Raw genomic sequence first — 25,843 nt, 5'->3', positions numbered from 1 at the left:
GTGCACACCCTGGTTGTCAGAGATGGTGTCGATGTTAATCACGCCCGGCTCGGCGGGGGTGGGAACTAACTGCCCATTTTCGACGGGCAGGTCGGCCAGCAGGCCGGCAAGCTGTGCCGTGTCGCGTGAACTGGAGGTGTAATCAGCCATAGTGTATTTATTCCTTATCGGGGTTGTGGGGCGGGGGAAATAAAAAACACTGTTCCACCGCAGGGGGGTAATACCGATGGTGAATCGTGCGTGGTCCAGTCTGCACAGTAAACGCTGTGTCCATGACGAATAAACAGATAAGAATAAAAAAGGACATTACAGATAACAGAATCGCCCTCGGGGAAGGGGGGCGGGCGTGTTCTGATTATGTTTTGGATAAAATGAAAAAGCGCTTAATCATTTAACTGAATTTGCCGGGGCCGAAAGAGCTCATTCAGGGGGAACCTGAATAAAACAGGGGCTTGAAACAGGTAGGGGTCTGTGTCGCTATATTATAATAACCGAAAGCAGTGTCCGGATAATTAGAATTACCAGGGATAGTCATGGTTCTGTGGCATAGGGAAAGATATAACCCATGCCAGCGCTGTTTTCTTATCGCCTGGCGATAACAGCGTGCGATGGTGGGTACAGGAGCGTGATCAGGGCTTGTCGCATTCCAGCCATCAGGCAAAAAAATGGCTACCGTATTCGGTAGCCAAATCAGTCAAAGAACACAGGGTGTTCTCCACACTTGCGCTTAATAAGCATAAACTGTTCTCTTGCCCACAGGCCAGTCGAATAAACGAAAGAGAGTTTTCGGCTAAATAAAATCGCAAGATGGAATATTAAAAACAGCTTCAGTGGCCAGTATTGCCTGACCACTACACGGTCACGTATGGGTTAATATACGTTAACCCATAGGATGCATTCTAATTTCAGTGGTGTTCGAAATTAATACCGTGTTGAATCAATAGTTCGATATTAGAATCAGTCACCCGATAAAGATCGTAATCCACATGGCCGATAGTCAATTGGTGCTCTTCCCAGGTCGTCGCTTGAAGATCTGCTTCATTGAGGACCAAAATGTCACCCGCATCGCCGTGCACGGCAACCTGTATCTTACCATCACGGAACAGCATGTCTTCTTTGCCCTCACTGAGGACATCATCAAGCGAGATCTGAGCTTTATCAACGCTGCCGTTATCCAGATGGACATGGCCATCATCAATAGATGCTGTAGAAGTCATTATTACCGCAGGTACATCAGTATGAGAAGTGTCAACGGATGCAGAATCTAAGGTATCAATGGATGCAGAAGAGTCATGAGGCGCAGAAGAATCGTGCACATCGACGGTAAAGTGAACGGGTTTAGAGGCACGGCTTGCATTACCCGCAGGGTCTACAACAATAACGGTAAGACTATGGTCTCCGTTAGCATACGGCTTATCGGCGGTAAATGACCAATTAGTATGTGCATCTACGGATGCTGAACCAATTTCAACGCCATTGTCATATACGAAGACTGTGGTGTGAGTTTCTACACCGTAGCCAGAGAAAGTTAAAACATTGTGATCTGTAGTACTATGACTCGTCGAGAACCAATTCATATGGCCTTGGCCATCCCACTGAATTAACCTTGAATAGTAGGCAGCCGGTGCAACAGTATCAACGACATCAGGTTGTATCTGGTAGCTAAACGAGGTGCTATTACCCGCCTGTTCGAACACGACAACAAACTCATGGGAACCCGAATATATTTTGTTACCATAATCGTTAGAATAACTAAATGCGTAGTTGCCTCGGGCATCTGGCTCTACTGTATATTGGGAAGTTGGTTCTAGTTTACCATCGATATACAATTTTGCAGTTACATCTCCATTTTCTGGATTGCCAACATGGAGATTAAAGTGCGTTAACCAGTTAGCAACATTGTTAACGCTGTAATATGCGCTTTCGCCATTTTCCAGGCTCATTATGCCACCGTTAAATGGATCTGCCGTATAAGCATCAGTGACATAAAATTCACTATGACCTGTATCAACGGTGAAATGGATTGGCGCTGAATTATCACTAGAGTTACCTGACTGATCCTTCACGACGCAAGTGAAAATATGTGAACCATCTGACAGAGCAGTTTCCGGAGTGAATGACCAATTACCATCTTTTGAGGCCGTAGCGTAACCAATGACGTGACCATTATCGGAAATAATTACTGTACTACCCGCCTCAGCTTTCCCGGTATACGTGGGTGTATTGTCATGGGTGGTTTTGTCATTTTGAATTTCAATATTAAAGGCGTTCGTATCATCAATTAACACCAGATCAGTCGCTGCCTCAGGCGCCGTCACATCATCCATGCCAGGGTCTGTAGTGTAAATCGTGTAAGGAAGAGATACGACCAGTGCATTGCTACCAGGATCCTGGACAACGGTTTGGAAAATATATTCGTGTCCCGGTTCCAGTTCGTTTTTTGGCGTAAAGGTCCAGGTACCGTCAGCCTGCACAATGGCGGTGCCTACGGGAATGGTATTAACAAAAAGCTTAATAATCATATCGTGCTGAGCGGGACCAGCAAAACCGCCGAGGGTTGGCTTCAGATCATCGGTATAACCGAAGTTGTCGACGACACCAGTCAGTGCGCCAACATTATCCGTAATCGAATCGATATTTAGCACACCAGGCTCTGCAGGTGTAGGTGTAAATTGATTACCCTCAACTGACAATGTTGAAATAGCATCGGTCGTTTGGATGCTTCTGTTTTTAGAATAATTAATAGACATATAATACCTACATTACATTTAAAATATTACAAGGATAAAATCAGCCAGAATATTAACATTGAAAATTAATTCTGACACTCCAGTTTGTTTGATTTAACTCTTAATATGTTTTTACTTTTCAGTTTTCTATATTTTTAGATAAATAAAAAATGTTAAAAATCAGCATGATAAAATCAAGAAAATAGAGTTAAATTTGACCTGTTTATATATTCATCAGTTAAGTCTATTTTTTAGATGGGGTATTTTTATTTTTCACAATGGATTTCAGCGTAAATGTGGCCTGATCTTGCTCATGCTCAAAGGCTCATTGATCGAGAGCGTGGCAGGTAAACTCCGTGCCCTGATCGGTTCCTATCATCGCAGAGTAGCCAGCCGAGAACAGCAATGCCGCAGGTTACGGGCAAGACCAACGTGCTCCGGCTGATATTGCCATCCCCAAAGCACCATCGAATCAAGGCGACGTTGACGGTCGAGGGGGAATGTCGTTCGGGTCAACCGGAGTCATAATCCGCTGATTCTCCTGATGGATTCCTGCTCGATTCTCATCTGAAATGGAAATTCATCGTAATGTTATATTGTTGCGATTTGTGCAAGTGCGAGGTCGGGAAGAAACGTCGCCACAGGAAATATTGTGATGAAATTCACAAACTAGGGCAGGTTACTGGAGAAAAAATCCACAACGGCGAATTATCGGAGTCTGTGCACTTCAACCAGCATTTTGAAGGTTCTGCTACATGGAAGAAAACACAAAGCAGCGTACGGAAAACTATATTTCAGCGAGAAATCAACATCCTGCCTGGATACTTCTTGCCACCCGTCGTTCCCCGCTGGTACTGGGCTGTTTGAAAACTCTCTTTGAAAAATCACATGATGGAATTCCACTTGAAGAAGCGATTCAGTCTCTGACCGGTATTCTTGCCGAGCATGTGAGCCAAGAGCAATATGACATTAATCAGGAAAATCAGTCTCTCCAGGCTAGTCGCGAACTACGTGAATGGATTAAACGGCGTTTAATTGTCGAACGCGATGGGCGTATCTTCGCTACCGATGCACTTGAGGTCGCGATTACGTTTGTTGAGTCGCTGGATAACCGTTTCATGACTTCTACGGCTTCCCGTTTGTCCACCGTACAGCGAGAAATTGAAAACCTGGAAACCCGGCTTAATCCTAACCCGGCAAACCGGGTGTCAAGCTTACGTCGCCGTATTGCCGAGCTGGAACGTGAATTACAAGAGGCAGAAGCCGGGCATATTGAAGTGCTGGAAACACATCAGGCTGTTGAACATATTCGTGAGGTCTTCAATTTAGCCTCCAGCCTGAGGGCTGACTTTCGTCGCGTTGAAGACTCCTGGCGTGATGCCGATCGCGCGCTTCGACAATCCATTATTGGTGAGCAATATCATCGCGGGGATATTGTAGAACGACTGCTGAACGATCAGGACGCGTTGCTTAATACGCCGGAAGGAAGAGTCTTCGACAGTTTTCAGCAACAGCTACGTCAGTCAGCAGAGTTGACTGCAATGAGCGAGCGACTGCGCGTAATCCTAAACCATCCTTCCGCTTCTGATGCCCTCAATCGTCTGCAGCGTCATGATTTGCGCTGGCTGGTTAAACGACTGGTAGATGAATCGCAAACTGTACTCCAGGCCCGCGCCCGTAGCGAGCGCGATGTCCGCGGTTTTATGAAAACCGGTCTTGCTGCTGAACATCACCGTGTTGGTCATCTGCTTAATGAATTTCTGAATCTGGCGTTAAAGTTCGACTGGCAACGTCAGATGGTTCGCAAGCAAGACGTTCCGCTTCCTGCCGTTGGTGTGGCGGTAACGGGCATCCCTGCGATTGAACGTTTACGTTTTAAAGAGGTGGATGATGAAGCGGAACAAATGTTGGATCTCAGTAATCATGCCGCGGATTTAACGCAGATTGGAGATGATTTCTGGGATGCTTTCAACGGTCTTGATCGTGAGGCGTTGATTCAGCAGACGTTGCAGCTTCTGATAAAAGAAAATCGTCCCGTTGGTCTGGCTGAGCTGGCGGCGCTGTTGCCCCCTGTTCACGATCTCGAAACGTTCGCTGTTTGGATTGGCATGGCAAAAGAAGCGGGCATTGAGGTTATTGATTCAGAACGTGAATTTGCTGAGCTTAACGATGAGGAAGGTCGTCGCTGGCGATTTAATCTGCCCACTACCGGTCTGGAAAGTCAGGCATTAGTGGATATTGATTGGGAGTAGTGGGTATGGCGGGATTTTTTGACAAAATGATTAGCCAGGGCGTTAGCGCAAATGCAAGTAGTGAACCAGAGCCATCAGGCGAAGAGATTGCCGATGCGCCTGTTGAGGAAACTGTAACGAGTAGCGAACTGCGAACACTGAAAAAAATACGCGAAGCGGCTCAGGAATTGCTCAAATATGGCCTGCTGGAAGAGTCCAGTAAACCCAATCTGTACCGCGTTGTACTTACTCATCCTGAAGAGGTTTCCTGCATTCTGGAACCCCTCGATCTGGATATCGGCATTGATGAGATTCGCGGTCTGCTGTATGTCAAAGTCAGGCTCGATGAAACGCCAGATCAGGATGAATGGTCTCACCCTCTGGTGAGACGGCAGCGCCTTACCCTGGAACAATCATTATTGGTTGCCATCCTTCGCCAGCATTTTGTTGCCTGGGAGCAAGAAAGCGGAACGGGTGCGAGCCAGGCACAGATACCTATCGACGATCTCCTTCCTCAACTACAGATCTACCTCGGCGATCCGGGGAGTGAATCAAAAGAAAGAACTCGGCTTTTTACCCTGTTGGATCAATTAAAGGGACATGGGCTGGTTACGTCGCCGGATGCGCATGAGCGGATCGTTATCCGTCCAATTATTGTCCATCTTGCCGATCCGACAAACCTTCAGGCATTACTGGTATGGCTGCGGGAGCAGATTGACCAACAAACCTCTCCACATCATTCGTCAGAAAAGGATAGCAACGAGGAGGAAATATGAATCAGATGGTGCGTCTGGGTAGAAAGGAATCTTTCATTCTCACCCGTATTGAGTTGTTCAACTGGGGTGGTTTTCATGGATTGCATCAGGCAACAATCCATCAGGAAGGTACGGCCATTATTGGTCCAACCGGAAGCGGTAAAACCACGCTTGTCGATGCCCTAATGACATTGCTCTGCGCCAACCCTCGCTACAACCTTGCCTCCACTGGAGGACATGAAAGCGACAGGGATCTTATCTCTTACGTACGCGGCGTATCCGGTCCTGGTGATGGAGGTGAGGGACAATCGCATATTGCCAGACCGGGTAAAACCGTGACCGGCATCTCTGCTACGCTGGAGCGTGAAGGGCAACAGGTCCGCTTGGGGGCGCTATTATGGTTTGATTCCACCAGTTCCAGCGTGACGGACATGAAAAGACTTTGGCTTTTCAGCGATAACCCCGGGCAGACGCTTGAGCACTGGCTGAACGTTTACCATGAGGGTGGCACACGTTTGCTGCGGCAAAGGGAAAAGGAAGTGACCGGCATCTGGACATACCCCAATAAAAAGCAGTATCTGGCGCGTCTGCGGGATTTCTTCGATGTGGGGGAAAACGCGTTTACGCTGCTAAACCGGGCGGCAGGGTTAAAACAGTTAAACAGCATTGATGAGATTTTTCGCGAGCTGGTGTTGGACGATCACTCCGCCTTCGATCGCGCGACGGAAGTGGCCAACAGTTTTGATGGTCTGACTGAAATTCATCAGGAACTGGAAACGGCGCGTAAACAGCAGCAGTCCTTGCAACCTGTTGCCTTGAGTTGGGATAAGTATCAGAAGCAAGAGCGACAACTTGCTGACAGGAAGGCGCTGGAATCACTGTTACCCATCTGGTTTGCACAACAGGCAAGTCAGCTCTGGCGAGAAAAGGTCAGCCATCTTGAAGTCGAGCTTGGTGAGGCACAAACTCGCGAAGGACAGATCCAGTCTCAGCTTGAGCTGCAAAAAAAGGTGGTGGCCGATTGCATGCAGCATTATTACCAGGCGGGGGGCGCGAATATTGATGATCTGAATGAGCGCATCAAAGACTGGCAAAAAGCGCTTGGCAGTCGGGAAACTCATGCCCACCAGTATCAACAGTTAACCCGCAATCTTGGATTGCCGTCTGACCTGAGCCAGCCTCAACTGGAAGAGAATCAGCATGAAGTCGAACTACGGCTTGAGCAGCTTGCCGGTGATATAAAGCTGAAAGAAGAAGAACTGTATAAAAAAAGCGCACTCCGCCATAACATTACCCTAGAACTACGCGAGCGAGAAACTGAAAGCGCTGAGATTGCACGCCGTCCAGGTTCTAACCTTCCCGCCAATTATCAGGCGTTTCGCAGTGAGCTGGCAAAAGCACTGAACGTTGATGAGTCTGAACTTCCTTTCGTCGCTGAACTGATTCAGGTGAAACCTGAGGAAGCGCAATGGCGTGGTGCGATTGAGCGCGCCATCGGAAGTAATCGGCTGCGTATTCTTGTTTCATCAGAATCAGCTCCGGAAGCGCTACGCTGGATAAATCAGCGTAATAACCGTCTGCATGTCCGGCTGCTGGAAGTCAAATTACCGCACTCTTCCGCCCGGTTTTTCGACGATGGCTTTACTCGCAAACTGTTGTGGAAAGATCATCCGTGGCGGGAAGCTGTAAAAGCGTTACTGGCAGAAAGCGACAGGCATTGTGTTGATAGCCCCGAACAGTTGCGCGACAGGCCACATGCCATGACGATGCAGGGATTAATGTCTGGTAAACAGCGTTTTTATGACAAGCAGGATCAGAAACGTCTTGATGAAGACTGGCTGACGGGATTCGATAATCGCGATCGTCTGAACTTCCTTGCCAAAGAAATTGCTGCGCTTCAGGAGCAAGTTGAAACTGCAAACAAGGCATTTGAATTTGCGAAAGGTGAAGTGGGGATTTTGCAAAATCAGGCCATTTTATTCCAGAAAATACAACAGATTGATTACGATAACATCGATGTTCCCGGCGCAAAGCGACAACTGGAAGTGCTCAAACTGCGGCTGGAGAATCTAATCCGCCCGGATTCTGACGCGAGTGTAGCGAAAGCAAAACTTGATGAGGCGCAAACCGTTGAATCTGAAATTGATACTCAGCTCAGAGCTGCCAATAAAGTTACTCACGGGCTGGATACAGAACTCACCTCAGCCCGGGCCGCAGAACGTAAGGCCTCGCAAACCGCGCAACAAGGTATGCAGGGTGAAGAGCAAGAGTTGTGCGCGTCACATTTTCCTGCGGTGACTCTGGAGCACCTGCCCGACATTCGCGATCTGGAACGTCAACATGAGCGGGGAATTCAAAAAGAAATTGAGGATGTTAAAAGTGAGCTGCATCGACTGAACATTGAGCTGACCAAACGTATGTCTGAAGCCAAACGTGTGGATACAGGAGCGCTCATTGAGGCCGGGGCTGATTTGGACGACATTCCTGTTTATTTACAGCGTTTGCAGGAACTGACCGAAGAAGCCCTGCCAGATAAGCTCAACCGCTTCCTTGACTATCTGAATCGTTCATCTGACGATGGCGTAACGCAGTTGCTCAGCCATATTGACCATGAGGTGTTGGTCATTGAAGAGCGTCTCAATGAGCTTAATGAAACCATGTTTAGGGTCGATTTTCAGCCGGATCGCTATCTGCGTTTAGACACTAAAAAAGTGATTCATGAAAGCTTGCGCACGCTTGAAAAAGCGCAGCGCCAATTGAATACCGCCCGGTTTGTCGATGATAACGGCGAGAGCCATTATAAGGCTTTGCAGGTGCTGGTGGCTCAACTACGGGATGCTTGTGAACGAAACCGAACATTGGGGGCGAAGGCGTTATTGGATCCCCGTTTTCGTCTTGAGTTTGCCGTATCGGTGATGGATCGTCAGAGCGGGAATGTGATTGAGTCACGCACTGGCTCACAGGGCGGCAGTGGTGGAGAAAAAGAGATTATCGCTTCTTACGTGTTGACCGCATCACTTAGCTATGCACTTTGCCCTGCGGGCAGTCGTTATCCGCTGTTTGGTACTATTGTCCTCGATGAAGCGTTCTCCCGTAGCTCTCATGCCGTGGCGGGCAGGATCATTGCAGCACTGAGAGAGTTTGGGTTACATGCGGTCTTTATCACGCCCAATAAAGAAATGCGTCTGCTACGCGACCATACTCGTTCGGCTATTGTTGTCCACCGACGCGGTCAGGATTCAAATATGGCTTCGCTGAGCTGGGAAGAGCTTGAACAACACTATCAGCGTCGGGAGAGCGCGTAGAATGTTTTCTCCTGATGAGCTTCGTAAAAAGCTAACCCGGCAGTGGAATAACGCGAAGCTTCGGACTGAGCGTTTGCTGTCACCTGATAACTGGCCGCTCTGTCTGTCCATAGGCAAGCCTTCCGCCACAATATTCGCAGAGCAAACGCAGTACGCTTTGCAGCATGTGCAGCTATGGCGGCAAGTTGGGGTTGGGCGTGTGGACTGGGAAGATGTGAGTTATCGGGCAAGTGACGCGCCAATATCAATGCCATTGCGCTGGATCCTGAATGGCCCTTCTGATTGGATCAACGCCGCGGCGGATCCGGTGGTGAGCCGGGAGTTCCGCTTTCTGGAAGGCATTATTGAGCATGTTGATCCTATTTTTCATCCCCTGTTGGTCAGTCATCGTTCTCTCTGGCGGGACAAAAATCCACAGGACATTATCAGCGCAACCAGGCTTGCATGCCAGTTAGAACCTGGCTGTGCAAAGGGATTACCGTTAAGGTTACTTTCCGGAAAAGGGGTGGATACCAAATTTATAGAGAATAATCTCTCGCTATTAACTCGGTTGTTGGATGTGCGTTTTTCAGGCGAAGCCAGTGAGCAGGGATTAACAACTTTTCTGGATGCTTTTGATGAAGCCAGCCATTGGGTTCTGGTTGTGCCGTTATCACCGGGCTTACTTCCTTTTAAAAAATGTCGGATTACGACAGCAGAACTCACGGAAACGACATTACCTGCATCGCGTCTCCTGGTTATTGAAAACGAGCAGTGTCTTCATCAACTCCCGATGTTATCTGACACTATCGCGATCCTGGGGTGCGGCCTTGATTTGAAATGGTTATCCAGCCCCGTTTTGGAGGGAAAACATATTGCTTATTGGGGCGATATGGATAGCTGGGGGCTGCTGATGCTGGCGAGAGCCAGACGCTCTCGTTCGGCTATTGATGTTCTGCTCATGAGTCGCAAGTTGTTTGAGAGATATGCCAGCCATAACGCTGTTCCTGAACCGGTCAAAGCACAAGAGGCCATTCCTGATGGCTTGCTCAATGAAGAAGCCGATTTTTATCGCTATTTGACCGATTTACCGTGTGGTCGGCTGGAGCAGGAATTTTTGCCTGTGGGGATCGTTGAAGAGACACTTCTTAAGTGGGGAAAAAGATAATTAACAAATATCAAGGAAGTCAGGTTTGCTGTGTGCGGATAGCCCGTGGGGCATCTGGAAACTGAATTAATGAAAAAGCAAAAAACCCGCTATAGGCATAACACCGTTCACTTAAGATGTTTTGAGTGAACGGGATACTGGGTTTTTGAGATTCGAACATTTCTCATAATCTTGATCCCTTCCCAATATCGATGCCAGGTTAAATCAGTTTAAACTGGTACTGTTTACAGGGGGGAGATCACTTTGAGTTTCTTTTTGTCCATAATTCTCCTGTCTCCGTTACTGGAGTGAATATATCAAAAGCAGGCAATTACACAAGTTTAATTACAGTCTCTAATCTGGATCAAGATAGACTCAAATCTTCACCTTGATTTATTCCATCTTTATTTTAAGAAAATCCCTGCATTCCATAATAGGAAAGTAAATGCTATGATTAATTATTAATTACATTATGAATTACATTTTCACAGAGGATTATACTTATGAATGGTGTAGCTAGCAACGCAATTGATTTAACTACCGCAGCAGTTATATCTTCTGAAGCTTTTGCTGAAGATCCCACAAACATAACTGTACAGGATATGTTTGATATTTCCCCGGAAATCCAAACCACTTTATTAACATCAACAGCAATAAAATCCGCATACCCTGTTGAATACAGTGAAATAAACCAATAATTACTGAAATGTGATGATATCACCATCACCTTAATCCCCTACAACAAAGAGAGTGTTAAAGGTAATAAATGCAATGATTATGAATCAATATTTAAAAAACAATTTTCGTTCTTTTAAGCGCACTATTAAAAACATGTATAAAAAATGGAAGAGCAAAGACAATCTCAAAGCTGATACGCTTTGGGTTTCTATGGGTGAGAACTGTCTTCCTGATGATATCTTACGCAGGCACAACAGAAAATCTTTTAGTACGGTTTTTTCCTCAGGGCGTTCCAATATTGAGTATATTCTTCAAATGGAATATGATAAGTATAAAAATCTGCTAAAAAAAGATTACTTGGTACAATGTCCGGATGGCACCAACTCTGTTATTCGCTCCACGTATTATAAAAAATGCAATGACAAGTACAGTCCCCGGCACATGCTCGGGTTCGAGTTTACACATCATAATCCGCTCAAAGTGAGAGAGGATAATAGGGCATTTAAACGACGAATTTCACGGCAAATAAAGTTGCGGGGAACAAGGAATTTTGTATTTTTATATCATCACAGAATAACCGACAACTCAAATATTTCATCGCTACGATCTCACCTTAACGAACTATTATCCTTATACAACATAGAAAATCGGAATTGTAAAGTGGTGCTTTTTTACCAAAACATTATTGGCAGAAGTGCTGAAAAATTCATAGATTTTAATTTCCATAAGTCAGGTTTACTTGAGTTTGTGTGTCATACCCATGATATTTGGGGTGGGGATGATTTAGACACGTTCTGGGCAAAAAAAGATGACAGGCTTTTTGCAGAAATGTTCAGTAAAGTTGATGATATCAGCAAACAGTATTTGATCTCATAGCGTAACTATACGGAAAGGGTTGGTTTTTTGAATATATTACCCACTTTCCTCGGCTTTGTTAATAGAATGGTCGCCCTCTACAATAAAATTACTGCGGTAATAATTACTCTACGACCACAACTATTTTGCCGACCTGCCCATTGGCCTCCATATAGCGCTGGGCGTCTGCAATCTTGTCGAGCGGGAACGTTTTATCGATGACTGGCTTCAGTTTGCCAACTCTTAAACCTTCTGTGACGAAGGATTTTGCGCGCGCCATTTTTTCAGAGTCCATCGTGATTTCAAACAGTTCATATCCACGCAGAGTGAGATGCTTACCAAGAATATCAAATACAGGTACAAGCATGTCACGGCTATCGAGCGCGCCATACTGAAAGAACATGCCCTGCGGTGCCATTACCTGAGTCAGTTTTGCCACGTCGGGGCCGCCGACGGGATCAAAAACAATATGGGCGCCCGCGCCATCTGTTGCACGATTGATTTCAGCAACCATATCCTGCTCCGCTGCTGCAATGACGGCGGCTGCACCGGCTTTCAGGAGCATTTCGCTTTTTTCTGCGGTGCGCGTAAGCGCGATGGGTTTTGCACCCAACATGTTAGCTATCTGTATGGCAGCCAGACCCACGCTGCTTGATGCTGCGCGGATCACGACATTCTGACCAGCTTGAAGGTTGCCATATTCAACCAGCGCACCATAAGCGGTGACATACATCATCCAGCTTGCGGCGGCTTCCTCGAAGGAAAGGTTTTCCGGATGCTTCACGACAGCGTGCACCGGTGCGTTGACCCGTTCGCCATACATGCCGTATTCATTAAACATGAATGAAGGGATCACGCTTACCAGATCTCCACTGGCAAACTCTTCAACATTCTCACCTACGGCTTGAACAACACCTGCTGCTTCATAACCAAGACGTGCCGGAAATTCCGGCTCAATAACATACTGGCCGGTGCGGTACATGATTTCTGCACGGTTGAGACCAATAGCATGTACGCGAATCTGCACTTCACCTGCGGCCGGCGCGGGCACTTCTATATCAACAATTTGCAGCACTTCCGGACCACCGGTGCGGTTAAAGGTAACAACTTTAGACATATTCAGCTCTCGTCAGTTAACGGTACATCTTCAGAATAATGCCGAAGAGGTGCCCGAATCATTTGTGAACAATCTACATTGTTATAAACGCACCAAAAATAGCCTACAGGGAACTTCAGTATTAATTATCCATTAACAATCCACCTGCTTCAGCGGATCTGTGTGGCCATAACGTCAGTGAACCAGTCGATAAAAACCCGTACTTTTGGAGACAGATAGCGCCTGTCCGGATACATCACTGATACGGGCTTCGACACCGAGGGGTATTGCGTCAGAACCTCTTCAAGAGCGCCGGAAGAGAGATGGGGGGCAAGGGCGTCAAAGGTGGCCTGGATAATACCCAGACCGGCCAGACCACAGGAAAGCAGAATATCAGAATTATCAACCAGCATACTGCTCGCAGGGCGCAGCGAAACGACACTACCGTCCTCGATAAACTTCCATACCATCACCTCACGACTGTGATCGCTAAAAAAGTTAACCGCCTGATGCTGATTCAGATCCGCAAGTGTTTCCGGCCGACCGTGCTCTCGCAGGTAAGACGGGGCTGCGCAGGTTACCATCCTGATGTCACCAAGACGTCGGGAAACAAAACTTGAATCCTGAAGTGCGCCCAGGCGGATAAGGCAATCTACGCCTTCCGTAATCAAATCAGTTTTTTTATCCGATGAAACCAGCACGATTTCAATACCTGGGTACAGTGCCCGAAAATCCCTGAGATTAGGGATCAAGATGGCATGCGCCAGCGCCAGGGGTACATCAAGTCGCAGGCGTCCTCGCGGTGGAAGAGTCGGTGAAAAACTGGCCATCATGTCATTAACTTCAGCCAGAACATGCCTGGCATGATGATAGAACTCATCCCCTTCAGCAGTAACGCTCAGCTTTCGGGTTGTGCGATGAATGAGTTTTACACCCAGATCATTCTCTATCTGCTGTATAGCTTTGCTCACGGTGGGGCGATGGATCTGAAGTACATCAGCGGCTTTTGTGAAGCTACCCTGCTCAACAACCTGTATAAAAATATTAAGGTATTCAATCATGTTGGTATGCACGTGATCACCTGTTTTGTAGGTTGTTTAAAACTGGCATTGTAAAGTAAACCATCCCAACGACATTAATTCTTTTCGTTCAGATAAGAACTTCCAGGCTGTCACTATGTCCGCTTTTGGCACAGTGCTGCTGTTGCAGCCCTGACAACCTTAGACTTCAATCGATTCAGAGATATCTAACGCATCATCGACTTCAATGCCCTGTGAGTTCAACCGATGGATGCAGCACAGAGCGGACTTTCCAGCTGGCCATAAGTCGCATTGCTTTATTCCAGCCCAAACACTTCCCATCAACAAAAATGTGATCAGGGTCACGTTTTAGGTCGGTGAGCCAAATTGTCTCTTGCTAATCTATCTACTGGTAGGTAGTCTTGATTTCAACAGCACGACACACACACAGAAACACACAACAGAATATCAGGAGCCTCACCATGAAAAACATCATCAAAACCACCCTTGCCATTATCGCCCTGTCCACCACTGCCCTGACCTATGCCGCCGCCCCGCAAATGGTCACCCGCAGTGAGGCGGCGTCACTGCAAAAAATTGGCGAGGTATCGTCCGGCGGGTTCAGCAGCCTGGATGGCCTGAGTGCCTCCCTGGCCATGAAAGCCGAGGATGCCGGCGCCAGTCACTACCGGATTGTGGGAGCTTCCGGCAACAATAAGCTGAGTGGTACAGCTATTCTGTATCGCTAAGTCAGGCCGCTGAATGCGCCGCAGCGCCTCCTGCCTCAGGGAGGGCGGATACGAAAAAACCCGGAGTCTCACTGACTGCCGGGTTTTCCCGTATCTGAACACAACAGGCACCCCTGTGCCCGGAGAACAATGATGTCCACCTATGACAGCCTCCTTGACCTGGCTGACACGCTGATTCAGGAAAATGGCTTCCAGGGGTTCAGCTATGCTGACCTGGCTGCAGGCCTTGGTATTCGCAAGGCCAGTATTCACTACCATTTCCCGACCAAAACTGAACTGGGTATTGCTTACTGTGAGCGCAAGGAAAACCGGCTCCGGCAGATGGAAGAAACGCTGCTGTCGGTCCCCGCCGGGAAAGCCCGTCTTGATGCGTATATGGACGCCTTCGCGTATTGCGCGCAAAAGGGGCAGATGTGTGGTGTCCATGCCATGCTGTCAGACAGCAACCTGTTCGAACCGGCCTTGCAGGATGCAGTGAGTCAGCTGGCGCAGACAGACCTGAGGATAATCGCAGATGTGCTGCGTACCGGCCGGGAAAGCGGTGAACTGATATTCCGCGGTGAACCAGCTGACCTTGCGATTATTATCAACTGTGCGGTCAAGGGCGCGCTGATGCTGAACCGTGTTCCGCCGCATGATGCCTGCGAACGAATGAAGGTCGCGGTACAACAGATGTTCAGCCGTCATTAATCATTCTGCCCGCTGATGGCCTGTAAAATGCATTTTTAGTCCCTTGCTCGCAGCGATGGCCTTAGTAAAACAGCCTGTTGGAGCATCTGTTTCGTTAGACTCCTTAGCGTTGGCTAAGGAGGTTGCACACCGTCAGAGGTATTAGCCTTCCAACAGTTGATGAGCCAGGCGATTGTGTTTCTCAATGATCACCGGTACATCTACGGTAGTCACCTTACCGTTATCCACCACCACACGACCATTGATGATGTTGTAAGCAACCTTACCTGGGTTACAGAACACCAGTGCGGAAACCGGATCGTGCTGTGCGCCAGCAAGGCCAACGCCTTCCAGGTTAAACACCGCAATATCCGCCATCATACCCGGTGCCAGCGCACCAATGTCATCGCGATTGAGGTTTTTCGCACCGCCAAGGGTGGCGATTTCCAGCGCTTCACGTGCGGTCAGCGCTTCCGGGCCGAAACCAACACGTTGCAGCAGCAGAGCCTGACGCACTTCGCCAATCATATCGGAGCTGTCGTTAGAGGCAGAACCGTCCACACCCAGACCTACGTGCATGCCAGCATCCAGCATATGGCGCACTGGCGCGATACCAGAACCCAGACGCATGTTGGAGCAAGGGCAGTGCGCAACACCGGTACCGGTGCGGGCAAACAGTTTCATGCCGTAATCATCAAGCTTCACGCAGTGCGCATGCCATACGTCGTGACCGACCCACTCCAGATCCTCCACATACTGCGCAGGCGTTTTATTAAAAGTCTTTTTGCTGTATTCGATATCGCTGACGTTTTCCGCCAGGTGCGTATGCAGGGAAACACCGTGCGCCCGGGCAAGTTTTGCGGAATCGCGCATCAGCCCTTCGCTGACCGAGAACGGCGAGCAAGGTGCAACCACTATGCGGATCATCGCACCGCGTTCAGCGTCGTGGAACTGCTCAATCACGCGCTGGGTATCTTTGAGAATGAACTTTTCATCTTCAACGATAGAGTCCGGTGGCAGACCACCCTGTTTTTTGCCTACGCTCATGCTGCCGCGACAAGCATGGAAACGCATCCCCATTTCCTGCGCCGCCTCGATGCTGTGATCGAGCTTGATGCCGTTCGGGTAAACGTACTGGTGATCACTGGAAGTGGTACAGCCTGAAAGCATCAGCTCTGCCATTGCGGTTTTGGTAGCAACTTTCATCATTTCCGGGGTCAGCTTTTCCCAGATAGGATACAGCGCGGTCAGCCAGGTAAAGAGTTCTCCGTCCTGAGCCGCAGGTACTACACGGGTCAGGCTCTGATACATATGATGGTGAGTGTTAATCAGACCGGGAATAACGATATGACCTTTTAGATCGATAACTCTGTCTGCCGTTTGCGGCACTTCGCTTTCGGAACCCACGGCAACAATCGTATTACCTTTGATAAAGACGCAGCCTTTTTCAATTTCACGCCTGTCTTTATCCATGGTCACGACCATATTTGCATTTTTCAACAGCAGCGTCTGGCTCTGAGACGGGATAGAACCTTTCGCTTTATCTTCAGTAAGGGAATATAACAGTTTCTCTTTTGCTATCGCCGGTAAGGTGGTTAATAACGGGGCCAGGAAAGGTGTTTTAACTAGTAATCGACGTAGCTGATCTGGTTGTTTATCTTTCATGAGTTTTCCTTATTTTAAATAAACTTAAAAACTGTTTCTTTAATTATATATATCATAAGGTTAAATTGGTGTTTCTAATGAATTAAATTATCCATTTTAAATATCAATGATGGTAATTATTTATGAGCGAAAACGTTTACTTTAAATGTTTCTTATTATCGATACAGTGCCTGGATGCGACAGACCTGCGAAGGGCTTTACCCCCGCGCTATATGCAGCACGGCTGGTATTTTGAGCTAATGAGATAACCTTAATGCGATACGGATTACGCGAGCACTTAAAAGCGATAGACGCTGACACTAAATCAATTAGTTACCTACCCACATTGGTTAAATAATGCTCTTAACGTACAAGGATTTCCGTTTCCCAAACCGACCCCCAATACGGCTCAGTTGCCAACATATCATATAAACAACGAATTATCTTCAAAGCGTACGTTTTCGTTCTATTGGCCCTCAATGATCTTACCCACGTAATGTGGACACGGCCCTAAGCGAGGTTCTGTTTTTCAAACTGTTCCGGGCTTAGGCCGCAACAGGCACTGTGACGACGCCACCGACTGTAATCACACTCGATATAATTAAATACCACTGTTCGCATTAATTCCCGGCGGTCATCCTTCCCCTTTCTGTAGCTGACAAAGTCTTTCGCCATATCGCGGTATAATTGCGACCGCGATTTCCCGGTTAATTTCAGGGTGTCCTGGATAGTGTGCCATGCCATAAAAGTGACAGTGTCCCGTGAGTGTCTCATGGTTAAATGATACGTTACTTTGACCGGCGACGGAGCGCCGATTTATGGTGATGGCGGCTTTGTTGAATAAATCGGATTTAGATAAAAGTGCCTCCCGTCAATGACCTCTTCAGGCAATCCGCACACTTTCTGGCATCCCTGCACGCGTCATTTTGTTTAAGGCACGGAGCATGGCCATAGCCTCACCAACCTGCCCATCATAGTCACGCAGCGTCAGGTACCCACCGAACAGTTGTTTAACCCGGTACATCGCCGTTTCTGCCACCGACCGCCGGTTATAAGCCGTGTTCCATTTCCAGTAAGCATTGCTCCCGGTAAGCCTCTGCCTGGCCACCGCCTGATTTCTGTCCGCATACTCCGCCGGCCAGTAACCCGCCCGGGTTCGCGGCGGAATAAGCGCCTTGATTTTTTTTCGCCGCAGCTCGTCATGGCAACGTTTTGTGTCATAAGCGCCATCGGCGGAAGCGACCTTAACTTTCCGATGGGTCTGACGAATAAGTCCCGGGAATGTCTCTGCGTCAGTCACATTATTCAGGGACAGGTCAGCGCAGATAACTTCATGAGTACCGGCGTCCACCGCCAGGTGAAGCTTCCGCCAGACGCGGCGCTTTTCCTGACCGTGTTTTTTCACCTTCCACTCCCCTTCACCGAAGACTTTTAATCCGGTGGAATCGATAACCAGATGGGCAATTTCACCGCGCGTGGGGGTTTTAAACGGGATATTAATGGACTTAGCCCGCCTGCTGACGCAGGAGTAATCCGGGCTCCTGAGCGGGAGCTTCATCAGGGTAAAAATGGAGTCAATAAATCCCTGCGCGGCGCGCAGCGTGAGGCGAAAAACGCGTTTGAGCATCAGTACGGTGGAAATAGCGAGCTCAGAATAACGTTGAGGACGACCACGTGAAGACGTGCCGGGCTCGACATACCAGGCCTGAATGGCCGACTCATCAAGCCAGAATGTCAGTGAGCCCCGATTGATGAGCGCTTTGTTGTAGATAGCCCAGTTGGTGATTTTGAACTTTTGTTTTGCCACGTGATATCGCTGCAGGATCAGGAGTGTGGTGATCTGATCCTGACTACGGCCAAACGTTCGATTTATTCAACAAAGCCTAATACTATTTAAGAAAATATGCTGCCATCTGATTTTTAAACGTACTATCCTGCCCTGGTTTTTATTAGCGATAAAAATGCCGAATGATGCCCTTTAACGAAAAATATTTAAATGAGGTGTCTGCAGATATTTAGAAAAGAGATATTCAGATTATTAAACTAGTGATGTGTCAATTTCTTTGTATACTTCGTAGGCAATTGATGCGCTCATAAATTTAAAACTAAGGATAATAATTATATGAAATGGTATCTATGGTCAGTTATAGCAGGTTGCTCGTTGTTTTCGAATATAGTGTCGGCTGCAGAAAACGATATACAGCGGAGTTTCAGTGGTCATCATATTTATGTGAATGCAAATGATAAGCTGAATAAAGTGATTCATTACATCCAATTGAAAAATGGCTCTTTACTTGAAGTTAGTAGAATATCCACCCGTGGAGAGGGGACGGGTGGGTATAAACCACTAACTATGTCAGTATCATCGGCAGATGCGTTGGTTAGTGCCAGTGCCATTACCATGAGTACGGACCATAAATGGCTGTTTGTCGTCAATGCTGGCGATAATTCCGTATCCAGTTTCAGCGTGGATGAGTCAGGCGATCTTCATTTGGTGGATAACAAAAGCACTGAATCATCAGGAGTATCAAGTACATTAAGCTATAATGACGAAAAATCAGTACTGTATGTCGGTGATACTTTTGGCCCGGATCATATAAGGACATTCAGCGTAAAAAATGGAGCCTTAAAGCTCAAGTCCGGGGCGCAAAGCATTAACACTGACAGCATGAATGACCGCATATTAACTCAAATCCAAGTATCCCCGGATAATCGTTATCTCCTTGCCAATGTTCTCTATGATAAGCGTCCTGAAAAAATCAACGGAAAGTTCACTTTATTTCCTGCCAACAAAACCACTAAAAACGGAATTGCTGTATTCCCTGTTCTGGAAGACGGTAGCCCGGGAACCCCCCTTTTCTATGACGCAGATGGAGAGACTCCCTTTGGTTTGACATTTATTCCGGGAGGAGATGGACGATTTGTTAATACCCTTGATCAAGCGCCGGGGATTGCCGTTCTTGGGAAACTTAATGGGGACGGTACAATTACTAATTTGTCCCGCGCGGAAGCCAAAGTCAATGTTCCGGGCAAAGATGCCATTGGAAGTTGCTGGGTCAGTATGTCACCTGACGGGAAAGTAGCTTTCGTTGCAGGGTTTGACACGGGAGATGTTACCAGTTTTACGGTGAAATCTGATACGTTGACTTACTCTAAAGGCGGGCAAGGCAAGCTGGAAAAGAGCGATTTATCCAATGATCCAAAAGCGGTTGCCACAGGCTCTCCTGTCGGTAACTGGGTTTCTTCAAACGGATATTTTTATCAGCTTTATCCATCTGCCGCTAAACTTGTTGCGTACAGAATTGATAGTGACTCACTTCGCCGTATTGAAAGTTATCAGATCCCATTGAATAGCCCTCAAGGTATTACGGGTTTTTAAAAGTAACGTAGCGGTGAAGTTATACTGGAGGGACTTATAAGTCCAACCCTAGGTTTCTCATGTTACCAATAACTAACCGTCAATATGGCGTTCGTTTAACGCTTATCAGGAAGCTGCGTGAGCAGCCATTTGTCACGTTTTACGAGCCCGCCTGCGGTGCCGGCGCACGCACGGCAAATGCCCTGACGGATGCGCCATCGCGGCGAATACTGCATACGCCTATGTACTACCTCGGTAACTGGCGGTCACGGCTGAATCACATCCCGCATCTGACTGAATCTTTACCGCTTTGATTTCTTTAAATATACATTTCAGGACATGTGAAGGTGCATGTCCTTTTTTTATCCTGTCGTCTAGCGTAAACCTTATAGACATTAAGGAAACTGCACCTGCCTGAGGGAAATCAGATGGCGACGATCAGAGATGTGGCTGTGCGTGCTGGCGTATCTACCGCCACCGTTTCACGCGTTATTAATCATAGTGCCTATGTAGAGCCGGAAACTATCACGCGCGTAGAGAAAGCCATGCGGGAACTGGGATATCGCCGAAATCAGATCGCACATGCCCTTGCCCGGCGCAGTGGTAAATTTCTTGGTCTGTTAACGGGAAATCTTGCCGATCCTTTCTTTGCCCGACTGGCACGGGGCGTGGAGGAAACACTTCAGATCTGCCGATCGGGCCGACAGACTCAGGGGGTATCATGAAGCACTCTTTGAGTACGGTATTACCCCTGCATCAAACTGGATTATCAGGGTTCCTTTTAATGAGGACGGCGGGGTGCTTGCCGCCCGGCGTCTTCCCGGTTCGTCACCGGCATTTACGGCCGCAATTACGTTTAATGACGTGATGGCCGCAGGTGTTATTGACGCCCTCAGAACCCGGGGGCTCAGCGTCCCGGAGTCACTCTCTGTGGTAGGATTTGATGACGTCATACTGGCAAAATATCTTTCTCCGCCGCTGACCACCGTTCATTATCCGATCGATAGGATGGCAAGAGAGGCAACGTCTCTCGCCATCCGTATTTTTCTGCAACTGGATCTGTAGTGGGCCATTGAATCTGGTCATTCGGTATCGCTGATTTCCCAGGTAATTAGCGAGTACGTCAGCATTACTTTGTGTTATGGGCATGTCAAAAAGGATTGATGTACTGTTTCTTCAGACCGGACAAAGACCGGATGTCACTTGTGGTGATGGAACCAGACTAAGGCTGTACAGGGTAGGTATAGTGTTTGTGGCAATTTGAAGCCTAACAGACAACAGCACCGTGACCGGGAGGTAGGGAGTCGCTAAAGGGAAATGCTCATGCTGGACGGCAGAGGCAGGCAGGGCAGGGGCATCAGCGAGCATCTCGACCAGAGATCTACCGTAACCCCAGAAAGCAAAAAACCAGCCGTTAAGCTGGTTTCTTTAAATAGTGGTGCCCGGACTCGGAATCGAACCAAGGACACGGGGATTTTCAATCCCATGAACAGAGTAGGTTGAAGGCATAAAGTCAATACAAACAGTACCCTGCGGTTTTACAGGTCAAATGGCCTTTATTCAAAAGCAAAGAACACCCAACAAAAACCTCATTCTTTCATATCTCAATTGCACTCGTAGGAACGGAGAAAAACCGGAGACAACCATTGTTTATTTATTGCAAACAGTCGGTTGTAAGAGTCAGTCACTCCTGAAATGCCTAAAAATACCGGAGGCCGACCGGAGCACGCATTTCGAATCCTACCCCCGTAGCCCCCCAACTTTCAGTAATTATTTTTTTCTAATCAACCTAAAAACAGGGGGGGACTAACAGTCCCATCGAAATTAAACGCCGTGAACGGCGTTTAATTAAGGCGGTCCACGGCGTCAAATTTCGCCAGGCCTGTTCGAATGCTTCAGCATCGAGCAGGTGTGGGGGCGGGCGGGGAGTTGTTGATGGGTATTAGCATTCACTTGATCGCCCATGCGCATTTTTCTTGACTACCTATTCGCAAATTACTTGGTCGTTTCCAATAGAAAACCGGGACAGAGCAACCCAAATTGACAGGCAGCTATGAGCGATATGCGGGCATTACTAGCAGCATTCTGTGTGAAACAACGGGGAGCAGTCACCGCTTCCCAACCCGTTATTTCAGCGTGCCGAACTGTGTGTTCTTCAGTGCATATAGTCGGTCGAACTCAGCATAGGCCTCTCCCGTTTCAGCTGCGTGCCGGGTTTTAGCGTCCAGAAGGTCGGGCAAAGGGATTCCATGACTCAGTGAGTGGTAAAGATCATACCCACTGACACAGATAACACGCTTTCCTTTACCAAAAGCTGTCAGACCTTCAGGCGTAAACCCCATCCAGCTGATAAAAACGCCTCTTGTCCAGGTTGCCTTGGTACTGAGCTTTCCTTCAAATACATGGAGATCAGCAGCCGACGTTCTTTTCTGATGCCACTTTGCCTCCATCAGGTAAAATTCGTCATTCAGTCGGAAACTTCCGTCAATCTGTTCGCCTGTATTTCGGAAAGACGAACGGGGAGCGAGCTTAAAGATACTGAACAGTTCAGCAAGCCAGGCTTCAAACCGAAAACCACGTGGATGTGGCGGCAGAGATTTCATCTCGTTCATTTCAGCGATAAGTGAAGGCCAGTCAACACCATGCCATGCCTGGACAGGCTTTACACCTTTGGCTTCATCGGTGTCAGCGTTTTCTAAGCGGGAAATCAGTGCAAGATAGTCATTACTGCTTTGTTCAGCCTGTTCAGGCATGGATTCCGTTTTATACTGCCAGAGAGCGCCAAGAACCCGCAGAGCGGTCTCACGATCAGCCTGTTTCAGCAAGCATCTAACTCGTTTGGCCTTTGACGTCCCCTCTTCCTGATAACGTTCATCATCAATATCAATATTTAGTTCTTCATCAAAAAAAGCAGACAAGGTGCGGTTAGAGAAATCCAGTATCCAGCCAGGATCGCTCTCAAACACGAGATTAAACAGCCTCAAATCCTGCATTTTCAGTTTCACGCCTACCTCCTTTTTTTCACAGTATAACTGTATGAAAGTGGAGGAGGAAATGAGTCAGCACCTGTACACCAGCTTTAGCGTGTTCCGCTATTGGCAGAACGGGGCCAATCTAACTGAGCAGAAGGTGCGCTGTGAGCGAAAAGTGGACATCCATTTCAACCCTGAAATCGGCGCAGACTGGCAACCTCGCGGTCAACAAAAGCATGTAGCCACGTCGGCCCAGAATGAAAAATACTATCTTGCCGGAGCCTTACACAGCGGTACGGGAAAGGTCAGTCATGTTGGTGGCAATAGCAAAAGCTCGGCGCCGTTCATATGTCTGCTGAAACACCTTAAAGCCACATATCGACGGGCAAAAACCATCACGCTAATCGTGGATAACTATATCATCCATAAAAGCCGGGAAACGCAGCGCTGGCTAAAAGCGGATCCAAAGTTCAGTGTGATTTACCAGCCCGTTTATTCGCCGTGTGTGAACCACGTTGAGCGGTTATGGCAGGCGCTTCACGATACGATAACCCGCAATCATCAGTACCGTTCTATGTGGCAGCTTCTGAGAAAAGTTAACCACTTCATGGATACGGTCAATCCATTCCCCGGAGGGAAACATGGTCTGGCAAAAGTGTAGCGGTATTAAGCGCAGCTATTTAGTAATCTACATATTTTTACAAATTACAAACATATACTCACCACTATATAAGTCTCACGATTTGTGAATTAATTTCCTGCCGTATGTATTTAAAAATAATGAAAAATGATTTTGTTAAAATAAAAAAACTGACGTGGTATTGTAATCAAGCAGTAGCGATTTAATTACCTGTATCACCTTTTATTTAATTGGAGTTATGTATGAATGTTTTTTTTAAACTAAGAAATACAAGTTCCTTACTAAATGGATTTCATGAACTTGAGAATCAGGAGCTTTTTTTCGCATCACCAGATGAGCTAAACGACCCTCAGGAAGGATTCTTAAATTTATTTTGGCAGGGAGATAAAATAGTCTGGAGAAATCTGTTAAGATATTACATATTTAACTTGACAAACTGCTTATTAAAAGCAAGCTGCTCAAGCAATGAAAGTTTACTGTCCTCTGATTTATTATTATTTAATTTTGATATAAACAATGGGATAGATCGTTCTTTCAGAAATACTTACAACGCATTAGAAAGCACTGTGTTCAGAATAAACGCCATTAATGAATTAATTACATGCCTTTCAGAAAAAAATAAAAAAATCCATCAAGACGAGCTTTTTTTCATCCTTAACAGCTTACATCTTTTAATTATAAAAGAGATCTGTATTGAATTAAATAAATTACAGCACAACACATTATTTGAAATAATCAGTAAAATGGATTGCTATACTCTAGATCCTAATTTTATCGATGCTATCTCTAGTGATTTTTTACCCACAATTGCAGCAATGCATAAAAACTCAGCATTAGAATCTAATCTAACAATTTTTGAAAACCAAACCAACATTGTATTTAAGAAAAACTATCATTATCTTTTGCAATTTTTTGCTCAGGAGTTTGTTAATCAGTTGGGCCAATTAACCTACAATGATGTGTATATAACTTGCTTTACAAAAAATTATCCCGACTCCGATATGTGGGGTTATTATGGAGATAATCATAAAGGCTGCTGCTTGATATTTGAAACTACTACTCCCGAATATCTTGATTCCTATACACGGAACCCAGAAGATAACGTAATAAAGATTACACGAACAGGTGGAACGAAACCAATAGACATGAAAATTGAACCTGTTAATTATTCAGGCAATTATCCAGAGATAAACTTCTTCAATTCTGTAGGAAATATCCAGCGTGGCATTTATCAAAACTGCTGGTTAAGTGATGGTGAAGAACGAAGCCATTATTATGATCATCGCTATGTTAATCATCATAGGTGGCTCGACGAATACAATCACAACATGCATTCATTTTTTTTCTGCAAGACAGAACATTGGAGTAAAGAAAATGAAGCCAGGGCAATTATAACAACTTTCTCTGGCGAAAATGATATCGCTAATAGAAAAGTACGATATGAATTCCAGTTTCTTAAGGGTATAGTTTTTGGCATTAAGACATCGTACTCTGACAAATGTGAGATTGTTAATATATTGGTAAATAAATGCGATAAATACCATATTTTCGACTTTAAATTCTACCAGGCATTTTATAATCACAAGGAGAATAAAATGGATAAAGTTGAGATTGACATTAAACATCGCCGATAAATTTATTGTATAGTTTTAAGCATAGTCTGACAGTTACTTTTCCTACAAGAAAACCTGTCAGATTATCCCCCGACAGATCAATTAAGTATAATTACTGTTCTATGTATTTTCTCTCTCATTCCCTTTTTAACTTTACCATTTCCCTCCTAACGCCGATATCACACGCTAATCGCGCCATCTTCCACTGGCGAGCTTTTGGACGTTCATTCGTACGGGCCGATTATTGCTCTTTAAAAAGATGAGTCGTGCTGTCACGCAACCACAATTCAGGGTGCCGATAAATTGTAAGTACCCCGCTTAACCGAACCATTCACTTTTAGAGATCTTCCGACATACTGATTATGTCCCCTGAGGAGATCGCTATGCGTAAGATCCGATTCACC

General features: G+C 46.7%; 16 protein-coding genes and 5 pseudogenes. 13 read left to right on the top strand and 8 right to left on the bottom strand.

The window, feature by feature from the left end; translation table 11 throughout:
* Positions 1-905: 905 nt before the first annotated feature.
* Positions 906-2,750 (bottom strand): Ig-like domain-containing protein, encoded by a 1,845-nt coding sequence (locus ACG0Z5_RS22740; protein WP_394451359.1) that lies wholly within the window; start codon positions 2,748-2,750, stop codon positions 906-908.
* 734 nt (positions 2,751-3,484) lie between these two features.
* Between ACG0Z5_RS22740 and ACG0Z5_RS22735 the strand changes: the two genes are divergently transcribed.
* The 7 genes and pseudogenes from ACG0Z5_RS22735 (at position 3,485) to ACG0Z5_RS22705 (ending at position 11,700) form a co-directional block, all read left to right on the top strand.
* Positions 3,485-4,981, top strand: a complete 1,497-nt coding sequence (locus ACG0Z5_RS22735) for a DUF3375 domain-containing protein (RefSeq protein WP_394451358.1) — start codon at positions 3,485-3,487, stop codon at positions 4,979-4,981.
* Positions 4,982-4,986: 5 nt separating this feature from the next.
* Complete coding sequence (locus tag ACG0Z5_RS22730) at positions 4,987-5,736, top strand: DUF4194 domain-containing protein (protein ID WP_394451357.1); 750 nt, start codon at positions 4,987-4,989, stop codon at positions 5,734-5,736.
* Positions 5,733-5,936, top strand: a pseudogene (locus tag ACG0Z5_RS22725) (ATP-binding protein); the annotation flags it as partial. The gene ACG0Z5_RS22730 and the pseudogene ACG0Z5_RS22725, both read left to right, overlap by 4 nt.
* Before the next feature lie 1,737 nt (positions 5,937-7,673).
* A complete protein-coding gene (locus tag ACG0Z5_RS22720; RefSeq protein WP_394451361.1) occupies positions 7,674-9,020 on the top strand; it encodes an SbcC/MukB-like Walker B domain-containing protein in 1,347 nt (448 codons plus the stop codon).
* 1 nt (position 9,021) lies between these two features.
* Positions 9,022-10,167 (top strand): DUF3322 domain-containing protein, encoded by a 1,146-nt coding sequence (locus ACG0Z5_RS22715; RefSeq protein WP_394451356.1) that lies wholly within the window; start codon positions 9,022-9,024, stop codon positions 10,165-10,167.
* A 482-nt stretch (positions 10,168-10,649) separates the two neighbouring features.
* Positions 10,650-10,844: a hypothetical protein gene (locus ACG0Z5_RS22710; protein ID WP_394451355.1), complete on the top strand. Its 195-nt coding sequence runs from the start codon at positions 10,650-10,652 to the stop codon at positions 10,842-10,844.
* 73 nt (positions 10,845-10,917) lie between these two features.
* The gene (locus ACG0Z5_RS22705) at positions 10,918-11,700 is read left to right on the top strand and encodes a DUF1796 family putative cysteine peptidase (protein ID WP_394451354.1); all 783 of its coding nucleotides are present in this window, start codon (positions 10,918-10,920) and stop codon (positions 11,698-11,700) included.
* A gap of 103 nt (positions 11,701-11,803) precedes the next feature.
* Here ACG0Z5_RS22705 and ACG0Z5_RS22700 read toward each other — a convergent pair whose 3' ends face one another.
* A complete protein-coding gene (locus ACG0Z5_RS22700) occupies positions 11,804-12,796 on the bottom strand; it encodes a zinc-dependent alcohol dehydrogenase family protein (RefSeq protein ID WP_394451353.1) in 993 nt (330 codons plus the stop codon).
* Between the two features lie 149 nt (positions 12,797-12,945).
* On the bottom strand, positions 12,946-13,836 hold the full coding sequence (locus ACG0Z5_RS22695) for a LysR substrate-binding domain-containing protein (RefSeq protein ID WP_394451360.1): 891 nt from the start codon (positions 13,834-13,836) through the stop codon (positions 12,946-12,948).
* Between the two features lie 440 nt (positions 13,837-14,276).
* Between ACG0Z5_RS22695 and ACG0Z5_RS22690 the strand changes: the two genes are divergently transcribed.
* Positions 14,277-14,543 (top strand): YdgH/BhsA/McbA-like domain containing protein, encoded by a 267-nt coding sequence (locus tag ACG0Z5_RS22690; protein WP_394451352.1) that lies wholly within the window; start codon positions 14,277-14,279, stop codon positions 14,541-14,543.
* A 129-nt stretch (positions 14,544-14,672) separates the two neighbouring features.
* A complete protein-coding gene (locus ACG0Z5_RS22685) occupies positions 14,673-15,233 on the top strand; it encodes a TetR/AcrR family transcriptional regulator (protein ID WP_394451351.1) in 561 nt (186 codons plus the stop codon).
* Positions 15,234-15,374: 141 nt separating this feature from the next.
* On the opposite strand, the gene ACG0Z5_RS22680 is transcribed toward ACG0Z5_RS22685, so the two are convergent.
* The 4 genes and pseudogenes from ACG0Z5_RS22680 to ACG0Z5_RS22665 form a co-directional block, all read right to left on the bottom strand.
* The gene (locus tag ACG0Z5_RS22680) at positions 15,375-16,877 is read right to left on the bottom strand and encodes an 8-oxoguanine deaminase (protein WP_394451350.1); all 1,503 of its coding nucleotides are present in this window, start codon (positions 16,875-16,877) and stop codon (positions 15,375-15,377) included.
* A gap of 489 nt (positions 16,878-17,366) precedes the next feature.
* Positions 17,367-17,486, bottom strand: a pseudogene (locus ACG0Z5_RS22675) (IS3 family transposase); the annotation flags it as partial.
* Positions 17,481-17,600 (bottom strand): annotated as a pseudogene (locus ACG0Z5_RS22670) (entry exclusion protein 1); the annotation flags it as partial. The pseudogenes ACG0Z5_RS22675 and ACG0Z5_RS22670, both read right to left, overlap by 6 nt.
* Before the next feature lie 139 nt (positions 17,601-17,739).
* Positions 17,740-18,663, bottom strand: coding sequence for an IS5 family transposase (locus ACG0Z5_RS22665; RefSeq protein WP_394451349.1), 924 nt, complete (start codon positions 18,661-18,663; stop codon positions 17,740-17,742).
* Positions 18,664-18,978: 315 nt separating this feature from the next.
* Between ACG0Z5_RS22665 and ACG0Z5_RS22660 the strand changes: the two genes are divergently transcribed.
* Both ACG0Z5_RS22660 and ACG0Z5_RS22655 read left to right on the top strand, forming a co-directional pair.
* The gene (locus ACG0Z5_RS22660; RefSeq protein ID WP_394451348.1) at positions 18,979-20,235 is read left to right on the top strand and encodes a beta-propeller fold lactonase family protein; all 1,257 of its coding nucleotides are present in this window, start codon (positions 18,979-18,981) and stop codon (positions 20,233-20,235) included.
* A 407-nt stretch (positions 20,236-20,642) separates the two neighbouring features.
* Positions 20,643-21,261, top strand: a pseudogene (locus tag ACG0Z5_RS22655) (LacI family DNA-binding transcriptional regulator); the annotation flags it as partial.
* Between the two features lie 1,079 nt (positions 21,262-22,340).
* Here ACG0Z5_RS22655 and ACG0Z5_RS22650 read toward each other — a convergent pair.
* Positions 22,341-23,219 carry a restriction endonuclease gene (locus tag ACG0Z5_RS22650; protein WP_048797430.1) on the bottom strand — a complete coding sequence of 293 codons (879 nt, stop codon included), beginning with the start codon at positions 23,217-23,219 and terminating at the stop codon, positions 22,341-22,343.
* Positions 23,220-23,352: 133 nt separating this feature from the next.
* Between ACG0Z5_RS22650 and ACG0Z5_RS22645 the strand changes: the two are divergent.
* Positions 23,353-23,847 (top strand): annotated as a pseudogene (locus ACG0Z5_RS22645) (IS630 family transposase); the annotation flags it as partial.
* Between the two features lie 221 nt (positions 23,848-24,068).
* Positions 24,069-25,460: a DUF2971 domain-containing protein gene (locus ACG0Z5_RS22640; protein ID WP_394451347.1), complete on the top strand. Its 1,392-nt coding sequence runs from the start codon at positions 24,069-24,071 to the stop codon at positions 25,458-25,460.
* Positions 25,461-25,843 lie beyond the last annotated feature (383 nt).

Source organism: Scandinavium sp. M-37, from assembly GCF_043558715.1.
Lineage (GTDB): Bacteria > Pseudomonadota > Gammaproteobacteria > Enterobacterales > Enterobacteriaceae > Scandinavium > Scandinavium vulneris_A.
The sequence above is the reverse complement of the archived record's forward strand: the minus strand, read 5'-3'. Positions and strand labels throughout refer to the sequence as shown.